The sequence below is a fragment of the Streptomyces tricolor genome, from assembly GCF_002155905.1.
GTDB classification, from domain to species: Bacteria; Actinomycetota; Actinomycetes; order Streptomycetales; family Streptomycetaceae; genus Streptomyces; species Streptomyces tricolor.
This window is the reverse complement of the sequence record NZ_MUMF01000041.1, coordinates 1-19992: the sequence shown is the minus strand read 5'-3', so window position 1 is coordinate 19992 and position 19992 is coordinate 1. Positions and strand designations below refer to the sequence as shown.

21 protein-coding genes, 1 pseudogene and 1 riboswitch are annotated in these 19992 nt (G+C 73.1%); of the genes and pseudogenes, 18 read left to right on the top strand and 4 right to left on the bottom strand.

Annotated elements, in window-relative coordinates; translation table 11 throughout:
- The 3 genes from CCN44_RS03570 to CCN44_RS03560 form a co-directional block, all read right to left on the bottom strand.
- Positions 1 to 1379 (bottom strand): NAD(P)/FAD-dependent oxidoreductase (locus tag CCN44_RS03570; RefSeq protein WP_086696823.1); only part of this gene is annotated, 1379 nt, incomplete at its 3' end.
- Positions 1372 to 1674 carry a (2Fe-2S)-binding protein gene (locus CCN44_RS03565; protein ID WP_086696820.1) on the bottom strand — a complete coding sequence of 101 codons (303 nt, stop codon included), beginning with the start codon at positions 1672 to 1674 and terminating at the stop codon, positions 1372 to 1374. The genes CCN44_RS03570 and CCN44_RS03565, both read right to left, overlap by 8 nt.
- Complete coding sequence (locus CCN44_RS03560; protein WP_059246527.1) at positions 1671 to 2831, bottom strand: NAD(P)/FAD-dependent oxidoreductase; 1161 nt, start codon at positions 2829 to 2831, stop codon at positions 1671 to 1673. Before CCN44_RS03560 ends, CCN44_RS03565 begins: the two co-directional genes overlap by 4 nt.
- 130 nt (positions 2832 to 2961) lie before the next feature.
- Between CCN44_RS03560 and CCN44_RS47335 the strand changes: the two genes are divergently transcribed.
- The 9 genes from CCN44_RS47335 (at position 2962) to CCN44_RS03525 (ending at position 11294) form a co-directional block, all read left to right on the top strand.
- Entirely contained in the window at positions 2962 to 3084 is a 123-nt protein-coding gene (locus CCN44_RS47335; protein ID WP_260335808.1) for a putative leader peptide, read from the top strand.
- Positions 3085 to 3312: 228 nt separating this feature from the next.
- On the top strand, positions 3313 to 4200 hold the full coding sequence (locus tag CCN44_RS03555) for a glutathione S-transferase C-terminal domain-containing protein (RefSeq protein WP_086696819.1): 888 nt from the start codon (positions 3313 to 3315) through the stop codon (positions 4198 to 4200).
- A 77-nt stretch (positions 4201 to 4277) separates the two neighbouring features.
- A riboswitch (SAM riboswitch) is annotated at positions 4278 to 4387 on the top strand.
- Positions 4388 to 4743: 356 nt separating this feature from the next.
- A complete protein-coding gene (locus CCN44_RS03550; protein ID WP_086696818.1) occupies positions 4744 to 5733 on the top strand; it encodes an amino acid ABC transporter permease in 990 nt (329 codons plus the stop codon).
- Positions 5730 to 6533 (top strand): amino acid ABC transporter ATP-binding protein, encoded by an 804-nt coding sequence (locus CCN44_RS03545; protein WP_086696817.1) that lies wholly within the window; start codon positions 5730 to 5732, stop codon positions 6531 to 6533. Before CCN44_RS03550 ends, CCN44_RS03545 begins: the two co-directional genes overlap by 4 nt.
- Before the next feature lie 257 nt (positions 6534 to 6790).
- Complete coding sequence (locus tag CCN44_RS03540) at positions 6791 to 7810, top strand: ABC transporter substrate-binding protein (protein ID WP_086696816.1); 1020 nt, start codon at positions 6791 to 6793, stop codon at positions 7808 to 7810.
- 33 nt (positions 7811 to 7843) lie between these two features.
- Positions 7844 to 8419, top strand: coding sequence for a GNAT family N-acetyltransferase (locus CCN44_RS47595; protein WP_331478605.1), 576 nt, complete (start codon positions 7844 to 7846; stop codon positions 8417 to 8419).
- Entirely contained in the window at positions 8416 to 8547 is a 132-nt protein-coding gene (locus CCN44_RS47735; protein WP_391140302.1) for a putative leader peptide, read from the top strand. The genes CCN44_RS47595 and CCN44_RS47735 overlap by 4 nt, the downstream gene beginning before the upstream one ends.
- A 129-nt stretch (positions 8548 to 8676) precedes the next feature.
- On the top strand, positions 8677 to 9879 hold the full coding sequence (locus CCN44_RS03530) for an LLM class flavin-dependent oxidoreductase (RefSeq protein ID WP_086696815.1): 1203 nt from the start codon (positions 8677 to 8679) through the stop codon (positions 9877 to 9879).
- A gap of 26 nt (positions 9880 to 9905) precedes the next feature.
- Complete coding sequence (locus CCN44_RS03525; protein WP_059246533.1) at positions 9906 to 11294, top strand: NtaA/DmoA family FMN-dependent monooxygenase; 1389 nt, start codon at positions 9906 to 9908, stop codon at positions 11292 to 11294.
- A 290-nt stretch (positions 11295 to 11584) separates the two neighbouring features.
- Here the strand turns inward: CCN44_RS03525 and CCN44_RS03520 are convergent, their stop codons facing one another.
- Complete coding sequence (locus CCN44_RS03520) at positions 11585 to 12124, bottom strand: hypothetical protein (RefSeq protein ID WP_086696814.1); 540 nt, start codon at positions 12122 to 12124, stop codon at positions 11585 to 11587.
- Between the two features lie 212 nt (positions 12125 to 12336).
- Between CCN44_RS03520 and CCN44_RS03515 the strand changes: the two genes are divergently transcribed.
- The 9 genes and pseudogenes from CCN44_RS03515 to tgmC all read left to right on the top strand — a co-directional run bounded on the left by CCN44_RS03515 (position 12337) and on the right by tgmC (position 19677).
- Positions 12337 to 13152 (top strand): phosphotransferase, encoded by an 816-nt coding sequence (locus tag CCN44_RS03515; protein WP_086696822.1) that lies wholly within the window; start codon positions 12337 to 12339, stop codon positions 13150 to 13152.
- Positions 13153 to 13377: 225 nt separating this feature from the next.
- Entirely contained in the window at positions 13378 to 14019 is a 642-nt protein-coding gene (locus CCN44_RS03510; protein WP_079080784.1) for an HAD family hydrolase, read from the top strand.
- A gap of 70 nt (positions 14020 to 14089) precedes the next feature.
- Positions 14090 to 15264: pseudogene (locus CCN44_RS03505) on the top strand (helix-turn-helix domain-containing protein).
- A gap of 276 nt (positions 15265 to 15540) precedes the next feature.
- Positions 15541 to 16008, top strand: a complete 468-nt coding sequence (locus CCN44_RS45840; protein ID WP_237481906.1) for a hypothetical protein — start codon at positions 15541 to 15543, stop codon at positions 16006 to 16008.
- Positions 16005 to 16343, top strand: a complete 339-nt coding sequence (locus CCN44_RS03495; protein ID WP_086696813.1) for a hypothetical protein — start codon at positions 16005 to 16007, stop codon at positions 16341 to 16343. Before CCN44_RS45840 ends, CCN44_RS03495 begins: the two co-directional genes overlap by 4 nt.
- Complete coding sequence (locus CCN44_RS45835) at positions 16340 to 16654, top strand: hypothetical protein (protein WP_237481908.1); 315 nt, start codon at positions 16340 to 16342, stop codon at positions 16652 to 16654. The genes CCN44_RS03495 and CCN44_RS45835 overlap by 4 nt, the downstream gene beginning before the upstream one ends.
- A 655-nt stretch (positions 16655 to 17309) precedes the next feature.
- Positions 17310 to 17597: a putative ATP-grasp-modified RiPP gene (tgmA, locus tag CCN44_RS03485; RefSeq protein ID WP_414820482.1), complete on the top strand. Its 288-nt coding sequence runs from the start codon at positions 17310 to 17312 to the stop codon at positions 17595 to 17597.
- Positions 17594 to 18544, top strand: coding sequence for an ATP-grasp ribosomal peptide maturase (gene tgmB, locus CCN44_RS03480; RefSeq protein WP_208639699.1), 951 nt, complete (start codon positions 17594 to 17596; stop codon positions 18542 to 18544). Before tgmA ends, tgmB begins: the two co-directional genes overlap by 4 nt.
- Positions 18541 to 19677 (top strand): ATP-grasp peptide maturase system methyltransferase, encoded by a 1137-nt coding sequence (tgmC, locus tag CCN44_RS03475; RefSeq protein WP_059246535.1) that lies wholly within the window; start codon positions 18541 to 18543, stop codon positions 19675 to 19677. The genes tgmB and tgmC overlap by 4 nt, the downstream gene beginning before the upstream one ends.
- The last annotated feature ends 315 nt before the right edge of the window (positions 19678 to 19992 follow it).

Sequence of the window (19992 nt, the reverse complement as noted above, 5' to 3'; positions counted from 1 at the left end):
GCGGCCAGGACGCCGAGCGGGACCGGCCGGGCGAACGGCCGGCGTCCCGCGGTGAGCGGGCAGCCGGCCAGGCCGGCCACCGCGGGCGCGCAGACCCGGCCCTGGCACCAGCCCATCCCGGCCCGGCTGAGCAGCTTCACGCTGCGCAGGTCGGGGGCGCCGAGCAGGCCGGCGGACTCGCGCACCCGCCCGGCGGTGACCTCCTCGCAGCGGCACACCACCGTGTCGTCCGGGACCCGGTCCGCCCAGCCCGCCGGTGGGGCGTACACCGCCTCCAGGGCCGCGGCGAAGTCCCGCAGCCGGGTCCTGGTCCGGGCGGCGGCGGCCCAGCGGCGCGGGTCGGGGGCGGTGCCGTGCAGCCGGGCGGCGGCCGAGCGCCCGGCGATGTGCCCCTCGGCGAGCGCGAGCGCCGCCCCGCCGACACCGGTGGCCTCCCCGGCGGCCCAGACGCCGGGCACGTCGGTGCGCTGCTCGGCGTCGACCCGTACGGCGGTGCCTGACAGGGTGCAGCCGAGGGTCTCGGCGAGGTCGGTGTGCGGGAGCATGCCGTGGCCGACGGCGAGGGTCTCGCAGGGGATGCGCCGGGCGCTGCCGGGCCGGAGGCGTCCGTCCCGGTCGAGCGCGGCCACCGTCACCGCCTCCAGCCGGTCGGTGCCGTGCGCGGCGACGACGGTGTGCCGGGTCAGGGCGCGCACGCCGTGCCGCAGCAGCCGGGCCGCGTATCCGGCGCCCTCGGCGAGCTTGCCGGGCTGCGCGGCCAGGGCGGGCGCCCGGCGCAGCAGCGCGGCCGGACCGGCGGACTCGACCAGCGCGGCGACCCGGGCGCCGGCCGCGGCGAGCCCGGTGGCCACCGGCAGCAGCAGCGGCCCGGTCCCGGCCACCACCACCGTCCGGCCGGGCAGCACCAGGCCGCCCTTGAGCATGGCCTGCGCGCCGCCCGCCGTGACGACCCCGGGCAGCGTCCAGCCCGGGAAGGGCAGTACCCGCTCGTACCCGCCGGTGGCGAGCAGGACGGCGTCGGCGCGGACGGTGACGCCCTCCTCCTGTGCGGGGCCGAGCAGAGCGTGCACGCTGATCGGTCCGGAGGCCGACTCCCGCCGCACGCACCACACGTGATGGTCCGTCAGATGGGTGATCCGGCCGGCCGCGCGGTGCCGGGCCAGCCCGTCCCGCAGCCGTTCCCAGGTGCGCCACTGGTGGTGCAGCGCCTGCGGCCGGCGTGCCCCGAGGGCCGCGGCGGGCTGCCGGTAGAACTGCCCGCCGGCCTGCTCGGCCGCGTCGACCAGGGTCACCCGGACACCCCGTGCGGCTGCCGCCAGCGCCCCGGCGAGGCCGGCCGGGCCCGCGCCGATCACGGCGAGTCGTGGTGGTTCAGTCATCGTCCCGGCCCGTCCCCTCCTGTGTGCGGATCACATCTCCCGGACGCACCGGTACCAGACAAGCCCGTTGGTTCGGGCGGCCGTTGACGGTCACCAGACAGTCGAAGCACACCCCGATACCGCAGAACACCCCGCGGGGCCGGCCGGTGCCGCGCGTGCTGCGCCAGGCGGTCGTGCCCGCCGCCCACAGCGCCGCCGCGACCGTCTGGCCCGGCAGGGCCGGCAGCGGGCGGCCGTCGAAGGTGACGGTGCAGGGCTCGCCCGGCCGGGCCCGGGCCCACTCCAGCGGATTCACCGGACGTCGCCTCCCTCGGTGTCGAACCGCTCCGGCCGGAACGGCGTGAGATCCAGCTCCGGCGCCTTTCCGGTGAGCGCGTGCGCGATCAACTGCCCGGTGCCGGGGGCGAGTCCGATGCCGGCGCCCTCGTGCCCGCAGGCGTGGAACAGGCCGGGCGCCCGCGGATCGGGACCGATCGCCGGCAGGTGGTCGGGCAGGTACGGCCGGAAGCCCGCGTACGTCCGCAGTGCGCGGACCCGCTCCAGGAACGGGAACAGCCCGATGGCCCCGGCCGCGAGGGCCCGGACCGCGGTCAGCGACAGCGAGCGGTCGAAGCCCACCCGTTCCCGGGTGGCGCCGATCAGCACCGGTCCCGCGGCCGTGCCCTCCACGACCGGCGAGCTGCGCAGGGCGGCCGAGTCGCTGGCCACGTCGGCCACGTAGTCCGCGGCGTACACCTTGTGCCGGACCATCCGCGGCAGCGGCTCGGTGACCAGCACGAAGCCGCGCCGGGGCAGCACCGGCAGCCGGACGCCGGCGAGTGCCGCGAGGTCGCCGCCCCAGGTGCCCGCCGCGTTCACCACGGCCGGTGCGTGGATCTCGCCCCGGTCGGTGCGGACGCCGTACACCGTGCCGTCCGCCGTGCGCAGCACCCCGGTCACGGTCCGGCCGCCGTGCAGCGCGGCACCGGAGGCGCGGGCCAGACGGGCGGCGGCCAGGGCGGGCATGACCTGGGCGTCCTGGGGGTAGTGCACACCGCCGGCCATGCCCGGCGCCATGTGCGGTTCCAGCTCGCCGAGTCGGTCGCCGCCGACCGGTACGGCGGTGACACCGGCGCGCCGCTGGCCCGCGGCGAAGTCCTCCAGCGCGGCGAGCGTCCGGGGGGTCGAGGCGACCACGAGGCCGCCCTTGGGCTCGTACTCGATCGCGGTGCCGTGCTCCTGTGCCAGCTCGGCCCACAACCGCGCGGAGAGCAGGGCGAGTTCCAGTTCCGGGCCCGGTTCCTTGTCGGAGACGAGCAGGTTGCCCTCGCCGGCGCCGGTGGTGCCGCCGGACACCGGGCCCCGGTCCACCAGTCGTACGTCGAGTCCGGCGCGCGCGGCGTACCACGCACAGGCCGCGCCCACCATCCCGGCCCCGACGACCACGACATCGCAGGTCAGTCGCTTCGTCACGCCAGTACTATGTCACATGTTCCTCTCGCTGAGGAGACCCCGACTCCCAGGCGTGGACGCCCCCTTGACGCCGTGCCAAGCCGGATCGACACTCCAGGGAGGGGGAATCCTAGTGAACAGGTAGGGAACCATGACGCGCCTCGCACCGCGCACCGGCCGCACGGGCCGGACGCCGCTGCGCGCCCCTCTGCTCACCTCCCGCCGCCACATCGACCTGCAGCGCGTCTGCAGCGCGATCAGCCGCCACCGCTGACCCGGGGCCCCTCGGCCCCCGCCGGCCGGCCCGGCCCGCGGCGGCGCGCCCGTCCGCACGCCCGCGATCCGGACGCACGTGCCACGCACCCATGGTCCCCGCACCCGCACCCCGCACGCCCGCACCCGCACATCCGCGAGCGGCAGGACCGCACGCCGTACGCCCGCACACCGCGGGGCCGCACATGGCAGGCCCGCACTCCGCCACGCCCACCACCCGGGGAGACGCATGTCCATCACTTCGCTCGCCGCCGTCCCGTCCGCCCACCGCACCGCCCCCGTCTTCCGGGGCCGGATCGGCAGCGACGCGCGCAGCGGTCACTACGCCGTGCCGCACCGCTACCGGCTCCATCTGTCCACCGCCTGCCCCGACGGGTTGCGCCTCGCCGTCGGCCACAGCCTGCTCGGCCTCGACACCCGGTGTCCGGTCACCCTCCTGCCCGCCGTCCCGGACGGTCCCGGAGGCGGCCACGCGGCACTGCGCCCGCTGTACGAGGCGAGCGCCCACCGCTACACCGGCCCGGCGCTCGCGCCCGTCCTCAGCGACGACTGGTCCGGACGCATCGTCAGCACCCACACCCCGGACATCCTGCGCGACCTGGACCGGTTCCGGCCGGGCGGCGACGCCCGCCTGTACCCCTCCGGGCTGGAGTCCGTGATCGAGGCCGTGGAGCGCATGTGCGGCGAGGGCGTGGAGGAGGCCGCGCAGCGCGCCGGACGGGCCGGCGCCGACCCCGCCGAGCGGGCCGCCGCCCTCGACATACTGCTGGACACCCTGGGCCGGCTGGAGCGGCGGCTGAGCGGCGAGGAGTACCTGGCCGACGGCCGGCTCACCGCCGCCGACATCGAGCTGTGGGTGACCCTGGTGCAGCTCGACACCGTGCACCGCTGCCATCTCGACGCCTCCGCCGTGCACCGCATCGCCGGCCACCGCGCCCTGTGGGCCTACGCCCGCCGGCTGGCGGCCCACCCCGCGTTCGGCCGCCACCTCGACCTCGACGCCATCGCCCGCCGCCACCACGGCCGCTGCCAGGGCCTGGAGGCCGCCGGAGCCGCCGTCCAGATCCTGGACTGGGCGAGCCATGCAGCGGACGCCTCCGACGCTTCCCGCAGGTGAGAGCGGGCCGCCGACGTCCAAGGAACGGACGCCCGTTGACATTCGAACGGGCAACTGCCTTACTTACGGCTCAGAACGGTCATGAGCGTCAGCGCCAAGCCCTGGCTCGCTGACCGGCAACCCTCGCAGCGCGGTGGGGTGCCCCAGGTGACGACCGGACCGGATGACGTTTCGGTAAGCGCGAGGCCCCACGGGGCCGGAACAGTGACAGGTGACGCCATGGACGCAGCTCCCCGGACGGCCGCGAGCCGCCCCCAGGGCTGCGTACCGTCGTACGCCGGTCTCCTCGTCGCCGACCGGGCCGTCGATCTGCTCCGCGTGAACAGCGCACTGTGTACCGCACCGGGCTCTGCCCGCCGTCAGGGCTGACGTCTCCGCCCAGCCCCGCGTTCCCGCCGCACACCGTCCCCGGCGGTGTGCCGCTGTCCGCCCAGCCCCCGGTCCCGTGCCTGCCCGCGCGCCGCCCCGTGCCGTAGTGCCGTCGCGGCCCGCACCCGCTCGTGCGCGGTGCCGCCGGGGTGTCCGACTCCGCCGGAGCCTGCCATGAGTGAACCCCCGGGCGCCGCCGTCTCGCTGGCCGAGGCGCCGCCGCCACCGACCGACCGCACACCGTCGAAGCCCCTCGCCGCCCAGCGGGTTCAGCCGCTGCGCCGGCCCGGCCGGTGGATCGTCACCGCCGTCGTCCTCGTGCTCGTCGCGCAGATCCTGCACGGACTGGTCACGAACCCCTTCTACCAGTGGGACCGCTTCCGCTACTGGTTCCTGCGCCCCGCCGTCCTCGACGGCCTCCTCGTCACCCTCGAAGTCGCCGCGCTCAGCGCCGTACTGGGACTCCTCGGCGGGATCCTGCTGGCCGTCGCCCGGCTCTCCGGCAGCCCGGTGCTGCGCGCGGTCAGCTGGACCTACACCTGGCTGTTCCGCTCGGTACCGCTGATCGTGGTGCTGATCTTCCTCTACAATTTCAGTGCCCTGTACAAGACGTTGAGCCTCGGCGTGCCCTTCGGCCCCGCCTTCGTCACCTTCGACGAGTCCCGGCTGGCCACCGACATGGCGATCGCGGTCATCGGTCTCAGTCTCAACGAGGCGGCGTACGCGGCCGAGGTGGTCCGCGGCGGCATCCTCTCCGTCGACCAGGGGCAGCACGAGGCGGCTGCCGCGCTCGGCCTGCCCAAGGGCTACCAGTTCCGCAGGATCGTCTTCCCGCAGGCCCTCCGGTCCATCACCCCGAACTACGTCAACCAGCTGATCGGCCTCGTCAAGAGCACGTCCCTGGTGTTCTACGTGTCCCTGCTCGACCTGTTCGGCGCCGTGCAGTCGATGAGCAGCACCTACCCCGGTGACGTCGTGCCGCTGCTCCTGGTCGCCACCGTCTGGTACCTGATCCTCACCAGCGCCGTGTCCGTCGTCCAGTTCTACGTCGAGCGGTACTACGCCCGGGGCGCCACGCGCACCCTGCCGCCGACCCCCGTCCAGCGGGCCCGGGCCGGCCTGGCCGGGCTGCGGGACCGGCTGCGCAGGGAGGCCGCCGTATGAGCACCGCACACACCCGCGGACAGACCCTGGAGAAGCCCGCCCCGGCCGCCCTCGAAGTGCACGGCGTCCACAAGTGGTACGGCGCCCACCGCGTGCTCGACGGCATCGATCTGACCGTTCGCCCCGGCGAGGTCACGGTGATCCTCGGACCGTCCGGTTCCGGCAAGTCGACGCTGCTCAGGGTCATCAACCACCTGGAGAAGCCGGAGATCGGCCATGTCAGCGTCGGCGGCGAGCTGATCGGGGTGAAGCGGCACGGGGACCGGCTGAAGGAACTCAGCGAGCGCACCATCCTGGCCCAGCGCAGCCGGATCGGCTTCGTCTTCCAGAGCTTCAACCTCTTCCCGCACCTGACCGTCCTCGACAACGTCGCCGCAGCCCCCGTCGCCACCGGCAGGCTGACCAGGGCGGCGGCCGCGGAACTCGCCCGCGAACTCCTCGACCGCGTCGGCCTCGGCGACAAGGCCGGCGCCTACCCGAGGCAGTTGTCCGGCGGCCAGCAGCAGCGGGTCGCCATCGCCCGCGCCCTCGCCCTGCGGCCCGGGATCATCCTCTTCGACGAGCCGACCTCGGCGCTCGACCCCGAACTCGTCGGCGAGGTGCTCGCCGTCATCAAGGACCTGGCGACCAGCGGCACCACCCTCGTCATCGTCACCCACGAGATCGGCTTCGCCCGCGAGGTCGCCGACCGGGTCGTCTTCATCGACGGCGGCCGGATCGTCGAAGAGGGCCCGCCCGGCCAGGTACTGGACCGTCCCCGGCACGAACGGACCCGGGACTTCCTCGCCAAGGTGCTCTGACCGCCACGGCCGGTCGCCCTGTCGGCACCGCCCCTCGGGGAACCATCCGTCCGCGAACCGTCCGTCCGTTAACCGTCCGTCCGCGAACCGCGCGTTCGCGAACCGTCCGTCCGCGAACCGCGCGTTCGCGAACCGTCCGTCTGTGAACCGCGCGTTGGCGAACCGCCCGCCCGCCCGCCGACCGCCCGTCCGTGCACCGTCCCTCCGCTGACCACCCCTCGGCGAACCAGCCTTCCGAACGACAAGGACAGACAGCCATGCCCAGCCAGTTCTCCCGACGCGCCCTGATCCGCGGCCTCACCGCGGCCACCGTGACCTTCTCCCTCGCCGGCGGGCTCACCGCCTGCGGCGGCGACAGCGAGGCCGCCGCCACGACCGACACCGCGGGCACGGTGACCGTGGGGCGGCTGTCCAACGGGGCCGCCGAGGAGACCGCGCTGAAGGTCTCCGAGGTGAAGTCCATCAGCGCCCGCCTGCCCGCCTCCGTCCGCAAGAGCGGCAAGCTCGTCATCGGCGTCGGTGCCCTGCCCTCGGGGTCCGCCCCGCTGAACTTCGTGGGCAGCGACCAGAAGACCCTCACCGGCTCCGAACCGGACCTCGGCCGCCTGGTGGCCGCGGTGCTCGGCCTCGAACCCGAGATCAGGAACTCGACCTGGGAGAACCTCTTCGTCGGCATCGACAGCGGCAAGGTCGACGTGGCCTTCTCCAACGTCACCGTCACCGAGGAACGCAAGAAGAAGTACGAGTTCGCCTCCTACCGGAAGGACGACGTGGCCTTCGAGGTGCTGAAGAAGAACACCTGGAACTTCGACGGCGACTACGAGAACCTCGCCGGCAAGACGGTCAGCGTGGGCTCCGGCACCAACCAGGAGAAGATCCTGCTGGAGTGGAAGGCCAAGCTGGCCAAGGAGGGCAAGAAACTCACCGTCAAGTACTTCCCGGACCAGAACGCCGTCAACCTGGCGCTGAACAGCGGCAAGATCGACGCCTACTTCGGCCCCAGCCCCACGGTCGCCTACCGCGCCCGGCAGACCGCGAACTCCCCCGACCCCACCCGCAACGCGGGCTCCTTCTCCGGCGCCGGCGCGACCCTCCAGGGACTGATCGCGGCCACCGCCAAGAAGGACAGCGGGCTCGCCGAGCCGGTCGCCGAGGCCATCAACCATCTGATCGAGAACGGGCAGTACGGCAAGTGGCTGGCCGCCTACGGCCTCTCCGAGGAGTCGGTGACGAAGTCCAGGGTCAACCCGCCCGGCCTGCCGCTGGACAACGCGTGAACAACCGCCACGCACTCCGTCCGCGCCGCGTTCGTGAAGCGGGGGCGGCGCGGGCCGGCGCAGGCGCTGGCGCGGCCCAGCGGGTGCTGCGGGACCGGGCGTGGCGCGGCGCGGGGGCCAGACGACGTTCCCGAGATCCTCGGCCCGGTCGCCCGCACCCCGTCCGGCCGCCCGCACCCGGCCCGGTCGCCCGCACCCGGCCCGGACCGTTCCCCGAACGGCCGTCGGGAGAAGCGCCTGTCCGGGCGTCCGGCACCAGGGCAGGCTCGTCGCCGTGGCGGGGGAGAGGCCGCGGCTGCTGGCTGGACCGAGACCGGCGCGGTGTGCACCGGCCCCCCGTACCGCGGCCGGGGACGGGCGGCCCGGCTGGTGCGCGCGGTCGCGGCGGGCATCCGGGACCGCGGGGACACCCCGGTCCCGCACACCGCCGCGCCGGCGACACGCCCGCGATCCGGCCGTACGAGTCGATCGGGTCCGCCCCGCGCCGCCGTTCCCGCCTCGCCGGCCGCGCAGCCGGGAACAACCGGCGCGGGCCGGGCGTTGAGTGTCATGACGAGATCCGCCAGGCGGTCGCCGACCCGGCCCGCGGCGCCCGACGGAGGGAGGTGACGGCCGTGACCCGAGTGCCCCCGCAGGCACGCCCGCCGCGCGCCCCGCACCCGTACCGCTCCGTCCGGCTGCACTCCCGGCCGCACATAGACCTCCAGCGCGTGTCCGCCGCGCTCTGTCGCCCCTGACGTTCCCCCGGCCCGCATCCCGGCCCGGTCCTCCGCCTGCCGCGCTCGCCCGCGGCCGGCGCCGCCCGCCCCGGCCGCCGCCGGCACCGCGAGCCGTGCCCTCGTACGGACATCAAGGAAGGCACCCACGTGTCCTCAACCACCCCCGCGCCCCTGCATCTCGCCGTCGCCCTGGACGGCACCGGCTGGCACCCCGCGTCCTGGCGCGAGCCGGTCGCCCGCCCCCGGGACCTGTTCACCGCCGGTTACTGGGCCGACCTCGTCACCGAGGCCGAACGCGGCCTGCTCGACTTCGTGACCTTCGAGGACGGCCTCGGCCCGCAGTCCTCCCTGCTCCTCGCCCCGGACGAGCGCACGGACCAGGTCCGCGGCCGGCTCGACGCCGTCCTCATCGCCTCCCGCGTCGCCCCGCTCACCCGGCGCATAGGCCTGGTCCCGACCGTGGTGACCACGCACACCGAGCCGTTCCACATCTCCAAGGCGATCGCCACCCTCGACTACGTCAGCGCCGGGCGCGCGGGCGTCCGCGTGCGGACCACCGCCCGCCCGGACGAGGCCGCGCACTTCGGCCGGCGCACCATCCCCAGGATCGACGGCTTCGACGACCCGGACGCGCAACAGGTCGTCGCCGACCTGTTCGACGAGGCCGCCGACTACGTGGAAGTGGTCCGCCGGCTCTGGGACAGCTGGGAGGACGACGCCGAGATCCGGGACGCGGCGACCGGCCGCTTCGTCGACCGGGACAAGCTGCACTACATCGACTTCGAGGGCCGCTTCTTCAGCGTCAAGGGCCCGTCCATCACCCCCCGTCCGCCGCAGGGCCAGCCGCTGGTCACCGCTCTCGCCCACCGGACCCTCCCGTACCGGCTCGTGGCCCGCCAGGCCGACATCGGCTACGTCACCCCGCGCGACGCGGAGCAGGCCCGGGCGATCGTCGCCGAGATCCGCGCCGAGCAGGAGGCGGCGGGCCGCGCCGGGGAGACCCTGCACGTCTTCGGCGACCTCGTCGTCCTCCTCGACGACAGCCGGGCCGAGGCGGAGGCCCGCCGGGACCGCCTCGACGCGCTCGCGGGCGAGCCGTACACCGGCGACGCCGCGATCTTCACCGGCACCGCCGCACAACTCGCTGACCTCCTGGAGGAGTTGGCGAGCGGCGGACTGACCGGGTTCCGGCTGCGGCCCGCGGTCGCCGGCCACGACCTGCCGCGGATCACCCGGGACCTGGTGCCCGAGCTGCAGCGCCGCCGCCGCTTCCGGGACGCCTACGAGGCCGGCACCCTGCGCGGCCTCCTGGGCCTCACCCGCCCCGCCAACCGCTACGCAGCAGCCTGAAGAGCCGGAGAGGACGACCGTACGCCATGAGCAAGCCGCTGAAGCAGATCCACCTGGCCGCCCACTTCCCCGGCGTCAACAACACCACCGTGTGGAGCGACCCGGCCGCCGGCAGCCACATCGAGTTCAGCTCCTTCGTCCACTTCGCGCGGACCGCCGAACGCGCCAAGTTCGACTTCCTGTTCCTCGCCGAGGGACTCAGGCTGCGCGAGCAGGGCGGCCAGATCTACGACCTGGACGTGGTCGGCCGCCCCGACACGTTCACCGTGCTGGCCGCGCTGGCCGCCGTCACCGACCGGCTCGGCCTGACCGGCACCATCAACTCCACCTTCAACGAGCCGTACGAGGTGGCCCGCCAGTTCGCCAGCCTCGACCACCTCTCCGACGGCCGCTCCGCGTGGAACGTGGTCACTTCCTGGGACGCCTTCACCGGCGAGAACTTCCGGCGCGGCGGCTTCCTGCCGCAGGAGGAGCGCTACTCCCGCGCCAAGGAGTTCCTCGCCACCGCGACGGAACTGTTCGACTCCTGGCGCGGCGACGAGATCCTCGCCGACCAGGCCACCGGCGCCTTCCTCCGGGACGCCGCGGCCGGCGCGTTCGTGCACCGGGGGCAGCACTTCGACATCCACGGCCGGTTCAACGTCCCGCGCTCCCCGCAGGGCCGTCCCGTCATCTTCCAGGCCGGCGACTCCGAGGAGGGCCGCGAGTTCGCCGCCTCCAGCGCCGACGCCATCTTCAGCCGCTACGCCACCCTGAAGGAGGGCCAGGCCTTCTACACGGACGTCAAGTCCCGCCTGGCCCGGTACGGCCGCCGCCCCGACCAGCTGCTCATCCTGCCCGCCGCGACCTTCGTCCTCGGGGACACCGACCAGGAGGCCGCCGAACTCGCCCGGGAGGTCCGCCGGCAGCAGGTCAGCGGCGCCACGGCCATCAAGCACCTGGAGTTCGTCTGGAACCGGGACCTGTCGGCGTACGACCCGGAGGGCCCGCTGCCCGACGTCGACCCGGTGGTGTCCGAGGAGCACATCTCCCGGGGCCGCGCCCAGGTGCGGATGTACCGGGACCCGGTCGCCATCGCCCGCGAGTGGCGGCAGCTCGCCGAGGCCAACAAGTGGTCCATACGCGACCTGGTCATCAACACCGGCAACCGGCAGACGTTCATCGGCTCCCCGGCCACCGTCGCCCGGACCATCAACGACTTCGTGCAGTCCGACGCCTCCGACGGCTTCATCCTCGTCCCGCACATCACTCCCGGCGGACTCGACCCGTTTGCCGACAAGGTGGTCCCGCTCCTCCAGGAACAGGGCGTCTTCCGCGCCGACTACGAGGGCACGACCCTGCGTGACCACCTGGGCCTCGCCCACCCGGACGCCCCGGCCGGCACCGAGCCCGCGCCCGAGCGGGCCGCGTCGTGACGTTCCTCGCCACCACTCCGATCGCGCCCGCCGCCCGACGACGAGCCGACCGGCTTCCCGAGCGAGCGGAGCGCGATCCCGGCCGACGGGCTCAGCGGTGACTGGCTGTTCCACGAGGGCGGCCTGTACCCGTACGGGATGGACTGGGGGGCGGAGCAGCCTGAGGCGTATCAACTGCTCCCGATAGCCGTCCGGGTGATCACGGGTCACCTGGACGGCGGCATCGACGATGTGCCTAGGCGCCCTGATCAGGCAGGATCACGTCGCAGCCGACTGTGCCAGTTGCGGAGTCAGTCCAGGCCGGTCGCCCATGCCGTCAGCGCGGCGAAGTCGTCGGCGCCAAGGCCGCATCGGGGATCGACCCGGTGCAGTAGGGCGGGACCGTCGTGGTGTTCCCGCACCCAGGTACGATCCGCTTCCGTGATGTCGTCGTCGACCCAGGCGAACGCACGGCCTCTCGCCCACGCGACGATCTCGGGCGTCTTCCAGAACACACCGTCCCCGGGCTCGGGCCGCGGCGAGGGCCAGGGAATGAAGGGCAGCTCGGGCAATCCCAGGACTGGGGCGACGAAGGTGTTGGCTTCCTCCTCCCACGTCGTCGCCCACACCAGGTCGAAGGGGAGCGCGCTCAACGCCGGGCCGTGCTCCGGGTTGAGCCACACACGCAGCGGCTTCACGGGCTTGTCCGGCAGCCCCCACTCAGTCAGCCGGCGCCGCTCAGCGGCCTCCCACCGAGGCGTCAGCAACCGGTGTGTCCCGTAGCCCTCAGGCCGCCGGTGTGGCCTCGCGGCATAGGGATTCAGCGGTCCGTCCACGTCCACGAGCAGCACTGGGCGCACTCGCTCACCCCTTCACGGGAGGTTCCCGTCTCCCCATGGCGAATATGTACACCATGGGATGCCTGAACTGATCGCCGGATCCGGCCGTGCGATATCGGACGAAGGCCGCCTCAACGTCCGGCGAAAGCCCAGGAGAGCGACATGGGTCGAAGCGATTTCGGAACCGTCTCACACAAGACCGGTCTGACGGTAGCGTGATCGACATGACGGCCGAGGACGAGACGGCAGAGGGCGAAGCCCTGGTCGGCGGCATGGTGAACGCGGGCGCGGTCTTCCGCCACGGTGCCCTGGTGGAACGTCCGGCGCCGCGCACCGCGCCCGCCCTCCATGCCCATCTCCTCGCGCTCGAAGAGCACGGGTTCGACGGGACTCCGAGGCCGATCCGTCTTACCGCAGACAGTCGTGAGCAACTGACTTTCATCCCGGGCGACGTCGCTCTGCCGCCGTTTCCGCGCTGGGCGATGACCGAGTCCGCGTTGAGATCGGTGGGAAGTCTGTTGAGGCGCCTGCATGACGCCAGCGCGGCCGTCCCGGTTGACGCATGCGCTGAGTGGCCCCGATCCCTGGCCGACCCGGCGGGAGGAACGATGCTGTGCCACAACGATGTGTGCCCGGAAAACGTCGTCTTCCGCGACGGCCGTGCCACAGCACTGATCGATTTCGATCTGGCGGCCCCCGGCCGAGCCGTATGGGACGTTGCCATGACCGCCCGCTACTGGGTTCCCATGCTCGATCCCACCTCCGCGGCCGTGCTCCATCCCGCGGGGCTGGACGCCCCGACACGACTGCGGATCCTCGCCGACGGCTACGGCCTCTCCACGCAGGAGCGCGCTGAACTGCCCGGCGTCATCGAACAGGCCACCGCATCCTGCCGGGCCTTCGTCGCCGAGCGCGTGGCCGACGGCGACCCCACCTACACCCGGACGCTGTCCGAACACGGTGGTTGGCAGCGCTGGGACCGCATCCAGCAGTGGCTGGCGGCCCACCGCGAGTCGTTCAAGGCTGCCCTGTTGAAATGAGGCGCCCAGAGGTTAAGCACAAGCCGAGTGCCGTCCCGTACCTGCTGCTCTCAGTGAGCCGGCAACGCCCCGCGGGGTCAGCCGAAGAGGAGGTCGACGTCCTTCGATCGCGGCGCACTGGGCCGGATATGTCCTCGTTCACGACCGCAGCAGACCGCACGGTGCCCGGAGGCGGGGAAGAGGGGGACAGATCAAGCCTATCGGCCCGGTCAGTACCCTGACCCCATGATTCGAGCCGTGATCTTCGACGTGGGCGAGACCATCGTCCGCGACGACCGATACTGGGCCTCGTGGGCCGACTGGTTGAACGTCCCCCGGCACACGCTCTCGGCCCTCGTGGGCGCGGTCGTGGCCCAAGGCCGCGACAACGCGGACGCCCTCCGGCTCGTCCGCCCGGGGATCGACGTCGCAGCCGAGTACCGGGCCCGCGAGGCCGCTGGCCGTGGCGAACGCCTGGACGACAGCGACCTGTACGACGACGTCCGGCCCGCGTTGGCCGAGTTGCGCCAGCTTGGCGTCCGGGTCGTCATCGCCGGGAACCAAACCGCCCGCGCGGGGGAATTGCTGCGGACCCTCGACCTGCCGGCCGACGTGATCGCGACGTCAGGGGAGTGGGGCGTGGCCAAGCCTCGGCGCGAGTTCTTCCAGCGGGCCGTCGAGGCCGGGCAGGCAGCCTTGGGCGAGACGTTGTACGTCGGCGACCACCCTGCCAATGACACACTGCCCGCGGCGGCGGCCGGACTCCGCACAGCACACCTCCGGCGCGGCCCGTGGGGGCACCTGTGGGCCACCGACCCGGACGTTGCTGCGACAGCGGACTGGCAGATCGACAGCCTCACCGAGCTGCCCGCGCTGGTCACCCAGTAGGGCCCGCGCGCATACTCAGACCGTCACCACGCCGCTGCTGTTCGAGATGGACGTATCGAACGGAGCCCGTATGCCCACCCCCACTGCGCGAGAGGTCGGCCGTCGCGTCGCCACCATCCGCCGCGCCCGCCGGATGACGCAGGCTGACCTCGCACGTGCCGCCTTCGTCTCCCTCCCCATGATCAAGGCCATCGAGCGCGGCGCCCGCTCACCCAGCGACGACACCCTCGACGCGATCGCGGCCGCCCTCACCGTCGACCCGAGCCATATCGTCACGGGCAGCACCCGCACCGACAGCCGCGTCCACACCGCCATCCCGGCCATCTCCGCGGCGATCGCCGGGTACGACATCCCCACAGACGACCCGGCCCGCCCGCTGCACGAACTCAGCGAGGCGGTCGCGCAACTGACCGAGTGGAGACTCGGTGCTCAGTACGCCCGCATCGCTGAGCACGCCCCACGCCTCCTCACCCACTCTCTGGTCGCGCTGCACCGCGGCACCGGCGCCGACCGGCTCCGCGCCGCCCAACTCCTCGCCGCGACCGCACGGTCAGCGGACGCCGTCGCCTACAAATTCGGGCACCGGGACCTATCAGCAAGACTCGTTGACCTGATGAGATGGGCCGCCGACCAGACCGAAGACCGCATCGCCCAGGCCACCGCCGCCTACGTCCGCACGGAGACGCGGCCCGCGCCCACGCACAGGGCCTCGCTGCTCTGGAGCGCGCCATCGACGCCAGCCCCAGCCCGATCGGCCTGGATACGACCGCCGCCCGCGGCGCTTTACACATGCGGGCAGCCGTCATCGCCGGCCGCGCGGAAGACTCCGACGCGGCGGAGCAACACCTGGCCGAAGCCCGCCGGCTCGGCGACGGCCTGCCCGAAGACTCCTACTATGGCACCCAGTTCGGTTCCGACTCCGTGCGCGCCCACGAGGTGTCCGTCGCGGTCAGCCTCGGCCGCGACCACCTCCAGACCGCCCTCAACGTCGCAGACGAGTGGACGCCTCCAGACTCGATGCCTGCCGAGCGCCGGTCAGGGTTCTGGATCGAGCTGGCGCGAGCACAGGTGTGGGCCGGGCGCCCTGACGACGCGTTCGAGTCGCTGAAGGTCGCGCGGTTCATCGCACCGCAGCACACCCGCGAGCACCCATGGGCGCGGGAGGCCACGGCCACGATCCGCAGGCTGAAGCGAGCAGACGCCGAATCGCTGACCGCGTTCACCGAGTGGATCGGCGCCGTATGAGGGGATACACGCTGTATCCCTTGTAGCCCTTGCCGCGGCCCATGCTCTGTCTGTCCGAGAGAGACAGCAGATGGAGGCCAGGATGCGCCGACGCGGCGAGCAGCCGCTCCAAGTCGCTGGACCTGTGAGCATCGCCCGGCTTCACGGGCGAGCCTGCTGGTACTGCGGTGCGGTCGCGCAAAGGATGACGGTGGTGGGCCGGGTCCAGCGAGCGCCCAGCAAGAAGGTATGGATCGTCGTGTCGTGCGGCTGCCACCAGCACGCTCGGGTGGCCCGGTGACCAGGACTCCTCACATCCCCCTCGCCCCGGTGCGCGAAGGCATGGACTGGCTTCTGTCCTGCGCCCCGGACCCGGCCGCAGTACAGCAGGCGTGGGACGCCGGGCAGCTGGCCGCTATCCCCACCGGCCCCCACTGGCGGGTAGCCGAGACGCAGCTGTCCAGGTCCATGCGAGCGCTCCGACACCTCGGATCCACCCCCTTCGGCCCGGTACTCACCGACATCGACCGAACCCTGTCCTGGTGGCTGCTCCAGCCGAGCCTCGCGGACGAACTGGACGGCACCGTCGGCGTCTACGTGCACCCGGCCGGCTGGGAACTGCACTGCCCGCCCGTGACGCACGCGCTCGGCGGCAGGTCGTGGCTGGCCATCCCGGACGGCAGCGGCCAGCTGACCGACCCCGCCGTACTGAGCGCCGCTTTCGCCACCAGCAGCTGCCGGACCAAAACGGAGGCGACAGCATGACGGCCGCTCACACCCACCCCCTGGTCGACATCCCCGCAGAACTGCTGCCGCTCATCCTGCTGCCGCCGCTGGAAGGCCTGCCGGACGCCAGGGCGCGCGGAGCCGAGTGCGTGTGGGGCGGAGAGCCGCTGTCCGCCGCGGCGGCCATCGACCTCGGCGAGCGCGAGACCGGCGGTGTCCGCTGGTGGCCTCGGGCCTGCCGGCCTTGCACCCGACTTGCCGTCCGAGCCGCCCGCAACGCGCACCCTGGCCAGTGCGAGCAGTGCGTGGACGACACCGCCCTCTGCGAGACTCGGCGTGCCTTGCACGCCCTCGTCCTGGAGCTACGCCGATGACCGTGCAGATCCCCGAGGAGCAGGCGCGCCTGCACCGGCTCATCTCCGTGCACGAGGTGCCACTGACGCTACCCGCGGCGGCCCTGACCGGCGAGGCGTGTGTCTGGTGCCTCAGCCCGGCCGATGGCGCCGCCGTGGAACCGGAGCCGTCGAACCCTCTTCCTCGACGGGCCTGCACCGCCTGCTACACGGCCCGGTGCATCTGGTACACCACCTGGTACGACTGGCACCTGCACTTACCGACTGCACCACCTGCCGCGGCCGAGGGGTCTGCTTCCTCGGCCACGGCCGGCGGACCATGCATGAGCTGACCATCGGCCCCGCGGACAAGAGCGAGCCCGTGTGTTTCGCCTGTCCGGCCCCCTGCTGAGGTCGGAACTGGCAGCACCCGTGTGCTGGCAGGGCGACGTGAGCCCCTACCTCGGCTATGCCCACGTCCGGTGCCTGACCAAGAGGGCGGGCGCCCGATGACCGAAGCGCGGAAGACCCTCGCGACGCGGCGCGCGGAGGCCGTGCAGTCGGCGAGCCGAGCGGCCGGCTACTGCGCGCTGGAACACCCCGACGGCGGGGCCTGGAGCACGAGGCCACTCCACATCGACCGGCGGGGGCCACTGCGGCAGCCTCCGGTACCAAGTGGGTCGAATAGCAAGGCACCTCGCCCGGGATCTCTACCTACCCGAGCACCTCCGACAGCTCCGTGTCCGGCGGGCCGACACGCCGGGCACGGGAAGACCTCCAGCGGGTTCCTTGCGCGGGCCTTGGAGCCATGAGCGCTGGAGAGGGCCCGCCGCCGGTCCCCCCGGCCGGCGGCGGGCCTACCTGACATCCCGGGGGACACAGACCCCGGCGCCTTAGGTGAGCGCCGGACGGGCGCCCGCAAGCGCCTGCACCGGCGGCCCCCTACATGCGCCGCCGTAACCGAACGGCGGGCTACGCGCACCACCGACGAGAGGAACTGCCTTGTACGTGCACTCCGACCGCCTCCCGACCGGAACTCCGGTGCCGTCCGGCGCCACCACGCCCACCCCCTGGGGGCTGAGGCGCATGGCGCCTTACCCCACGATGGCCCCGGCCTACGCGCGCGCGGTACTGAACGCGGCCACCCAGACCACCGTCTTCTTCGACCGCCTCGGCCGGGTCATGGAGATGCCCGGCCACGGCACCAGCACCGGCACCCAGCCGTCGACGGGCACCAGCCCCGACGGCAACGGCACCACCAACGACAGCGACACGGGGAGCGACAGCGACCAGTGAATGCCCCTCGTCCGGTGCTGGTCGTCACCTGCCTGAACGACCCCACCGCCGACGTGGTGATCGGCGAGCTGCACGACCGGGGCGTCCCGGTCGTGCGGTTCGACAGCGCGGATTTCCCGCACGCCCTGTCGGTCGCGGCCACCATCACCACCGACGGCCTGGACGGCATGCTGTCCACGCCCACCCGGACCGCCGAACTCTCGCAGACCCGCTCCCTGTACTACCGGCGGCCCTCCGGCTTCTCGTACCCGCACCTCGACGAGCAGGACGCCCGGTTCGCCATCACCCAGGCCCGCTATGGGCTGGGCGGCGTCCTGGCTTCCCTGCCGGGCTGCCTGTACGTCAACCACCCCCACAGGATCGGCGACGCCGAGTTCAAGCCGGCCGGCCTCACCGCGGCGGCGGCCGTCGGCTTCCAGGTCCCGCCGACGCTCCTCACCACGGAGCCGGACGCCGCCCGGGCATTCATCAAGCGGTACGGCTCCATCATCTACAAGCCCCTCGCCGCCCCTGCCTACTTCGTGGGCGGCGTCTCCAACACCGTCAAGGTCGCCGAGGTCGCACTCGACGACATCGACGAGGGCATCGCCGGCACAGCGCACCTGTTCCAGCAGAGGGTCGACAAGACCGCGGACGTCCGCGTCACCGTCATCGGTGACCGGGTCTTCGCCGTTCGGATCAACTGCGACCTGCTGGACTGGCGCACCGACTACAGCCGGCTGCGCTACACGCCCGTCACACCACCGCCCGGCATCACCGACGCTCTGTACGCCTACCTGGCCCGGTTCAACCTCGTCTTCGTCGCTTTCGACTTCGCCGTCGACCGGCAGGGCACATGGTGGTTCCTGGAGTGCAACCCGTCCGGCCAGTGGTACTGGCTCGAACCGGAGACCGGCCTGCCCATGCTCGCGGCCATGGCCGACCTCCTGGAGAGGAAACCCCGATGAGCGACCTGGACACCGCCGCCCTGCGCCGCGCGCTCGCCGACCAGTTGGCCGACGGCGGTCACCTGCACACCCGGCAGTGGCGCACGGCCGTCGAGTCAGTGCCTCGGCACGAGTTCCTCCGCGCCGGATTCTTCGAGCGGGTGATCGGCCCGGGCCCCACCGCCTGGCGGCCGGTACCGGCGGAATCCCGTGGCTGGCTGGTGCGCTGCTACGACGACGAGTCGTTCGTCACCCAGGTGGCCGGCACGATCGCACCGGCGGACATCCGCGGTGAGATCCTGCGCGAGCCCACGTCGTCGAGCACACTGCCCAGCCTGGTCGTCCGGATGCTGGAAGACCTCCAGGTCGAGGACGGTCACCAGGTGCTGGAGATCGGCACCGGCACCGGGTACTCCACCGGCCTGCTCTGCCACCGGCTCGGCGACGACCACGTGACCTCGGTGGAGGTCGACCCCGAGGTGTCCGTCCGGGCGGCGACGAGCCTCGGCACGTGCGGCTACTACCCGGACCTCGTCGTCGGCGACGGTCTCGCCGGCCACAAGGACGGCGCCCCGTACGACCGTGTCATCGCCACCTGCAGCGTGCTGGCCGTGCCTCCCGCCTGGGTCGAGCAGACCCGCCCGGGCGGCATCATCCTGGCCACGATCACCGGCTGGAGGCACGCCTCCGGCCTGGCACGCCTCACCGTCGGCGATGACGGCACGGCGCGCGGCCGGTTCTTGGACGGGACCGTGTCGTTCATGCTCGCCCGCCCCCAGGCGCCCCCGCCGTTGGGCATGCTGCCGGACTTCGGCTCCGGGGAGGAGCGCCGGGCCCGGCTCGCTCCGACCCTGCTGACCGATCCGGCGGCCCGGTTCGTCGCGCAGCTCGCGGCACCCCGCGCACAGCGCCTCACGCTGCCCGGCCCGAGCGGCACGGAGCACGTCCTGCTGGATGTGGACGCTGGCGCCTGGGCTGCTCTTCTTCCTGGCGGCGAGGAGCGCTGGACGGTCCGCCAGGGCGGTCCCGGCCGCCTGTGGGACGACGTCGAGGAGCACCTGCTGCGCTGGCAGGCAGACGACGCTCCGCCGCTGGCGGCATTCGAGATCGAGGTCTCGCCCGAGGGCCAGCGGGTGGCCTGGGCGGGCGCCTGACACCGCTGTCGACCGACGTCCAGCCGTCGGACCGCTCACGGTTCGCCGGCAGGTTGCTCAGCGGACGAGGTCGGCGAGTGGCACTCCGAAGGCGCCAGCGACTCCCCAGCGCCCGGACACCCCGCCCCCTCCCCGACGCCCGCCCCCGGCTGAGCGCCGTACCCCCCGGGCCGGGGCCGCGGGCGTCGGTGTGGGTGCGGACGTCACCTCCCCCGTAGGTGACGTCCGCACCCGTTCCCCCGGTGCCGGACTGTGGCTCACCGCCGTCCGTGTGCCGTCACCAGCACATGACCGCCGTCTCTCCCGACCCCCACG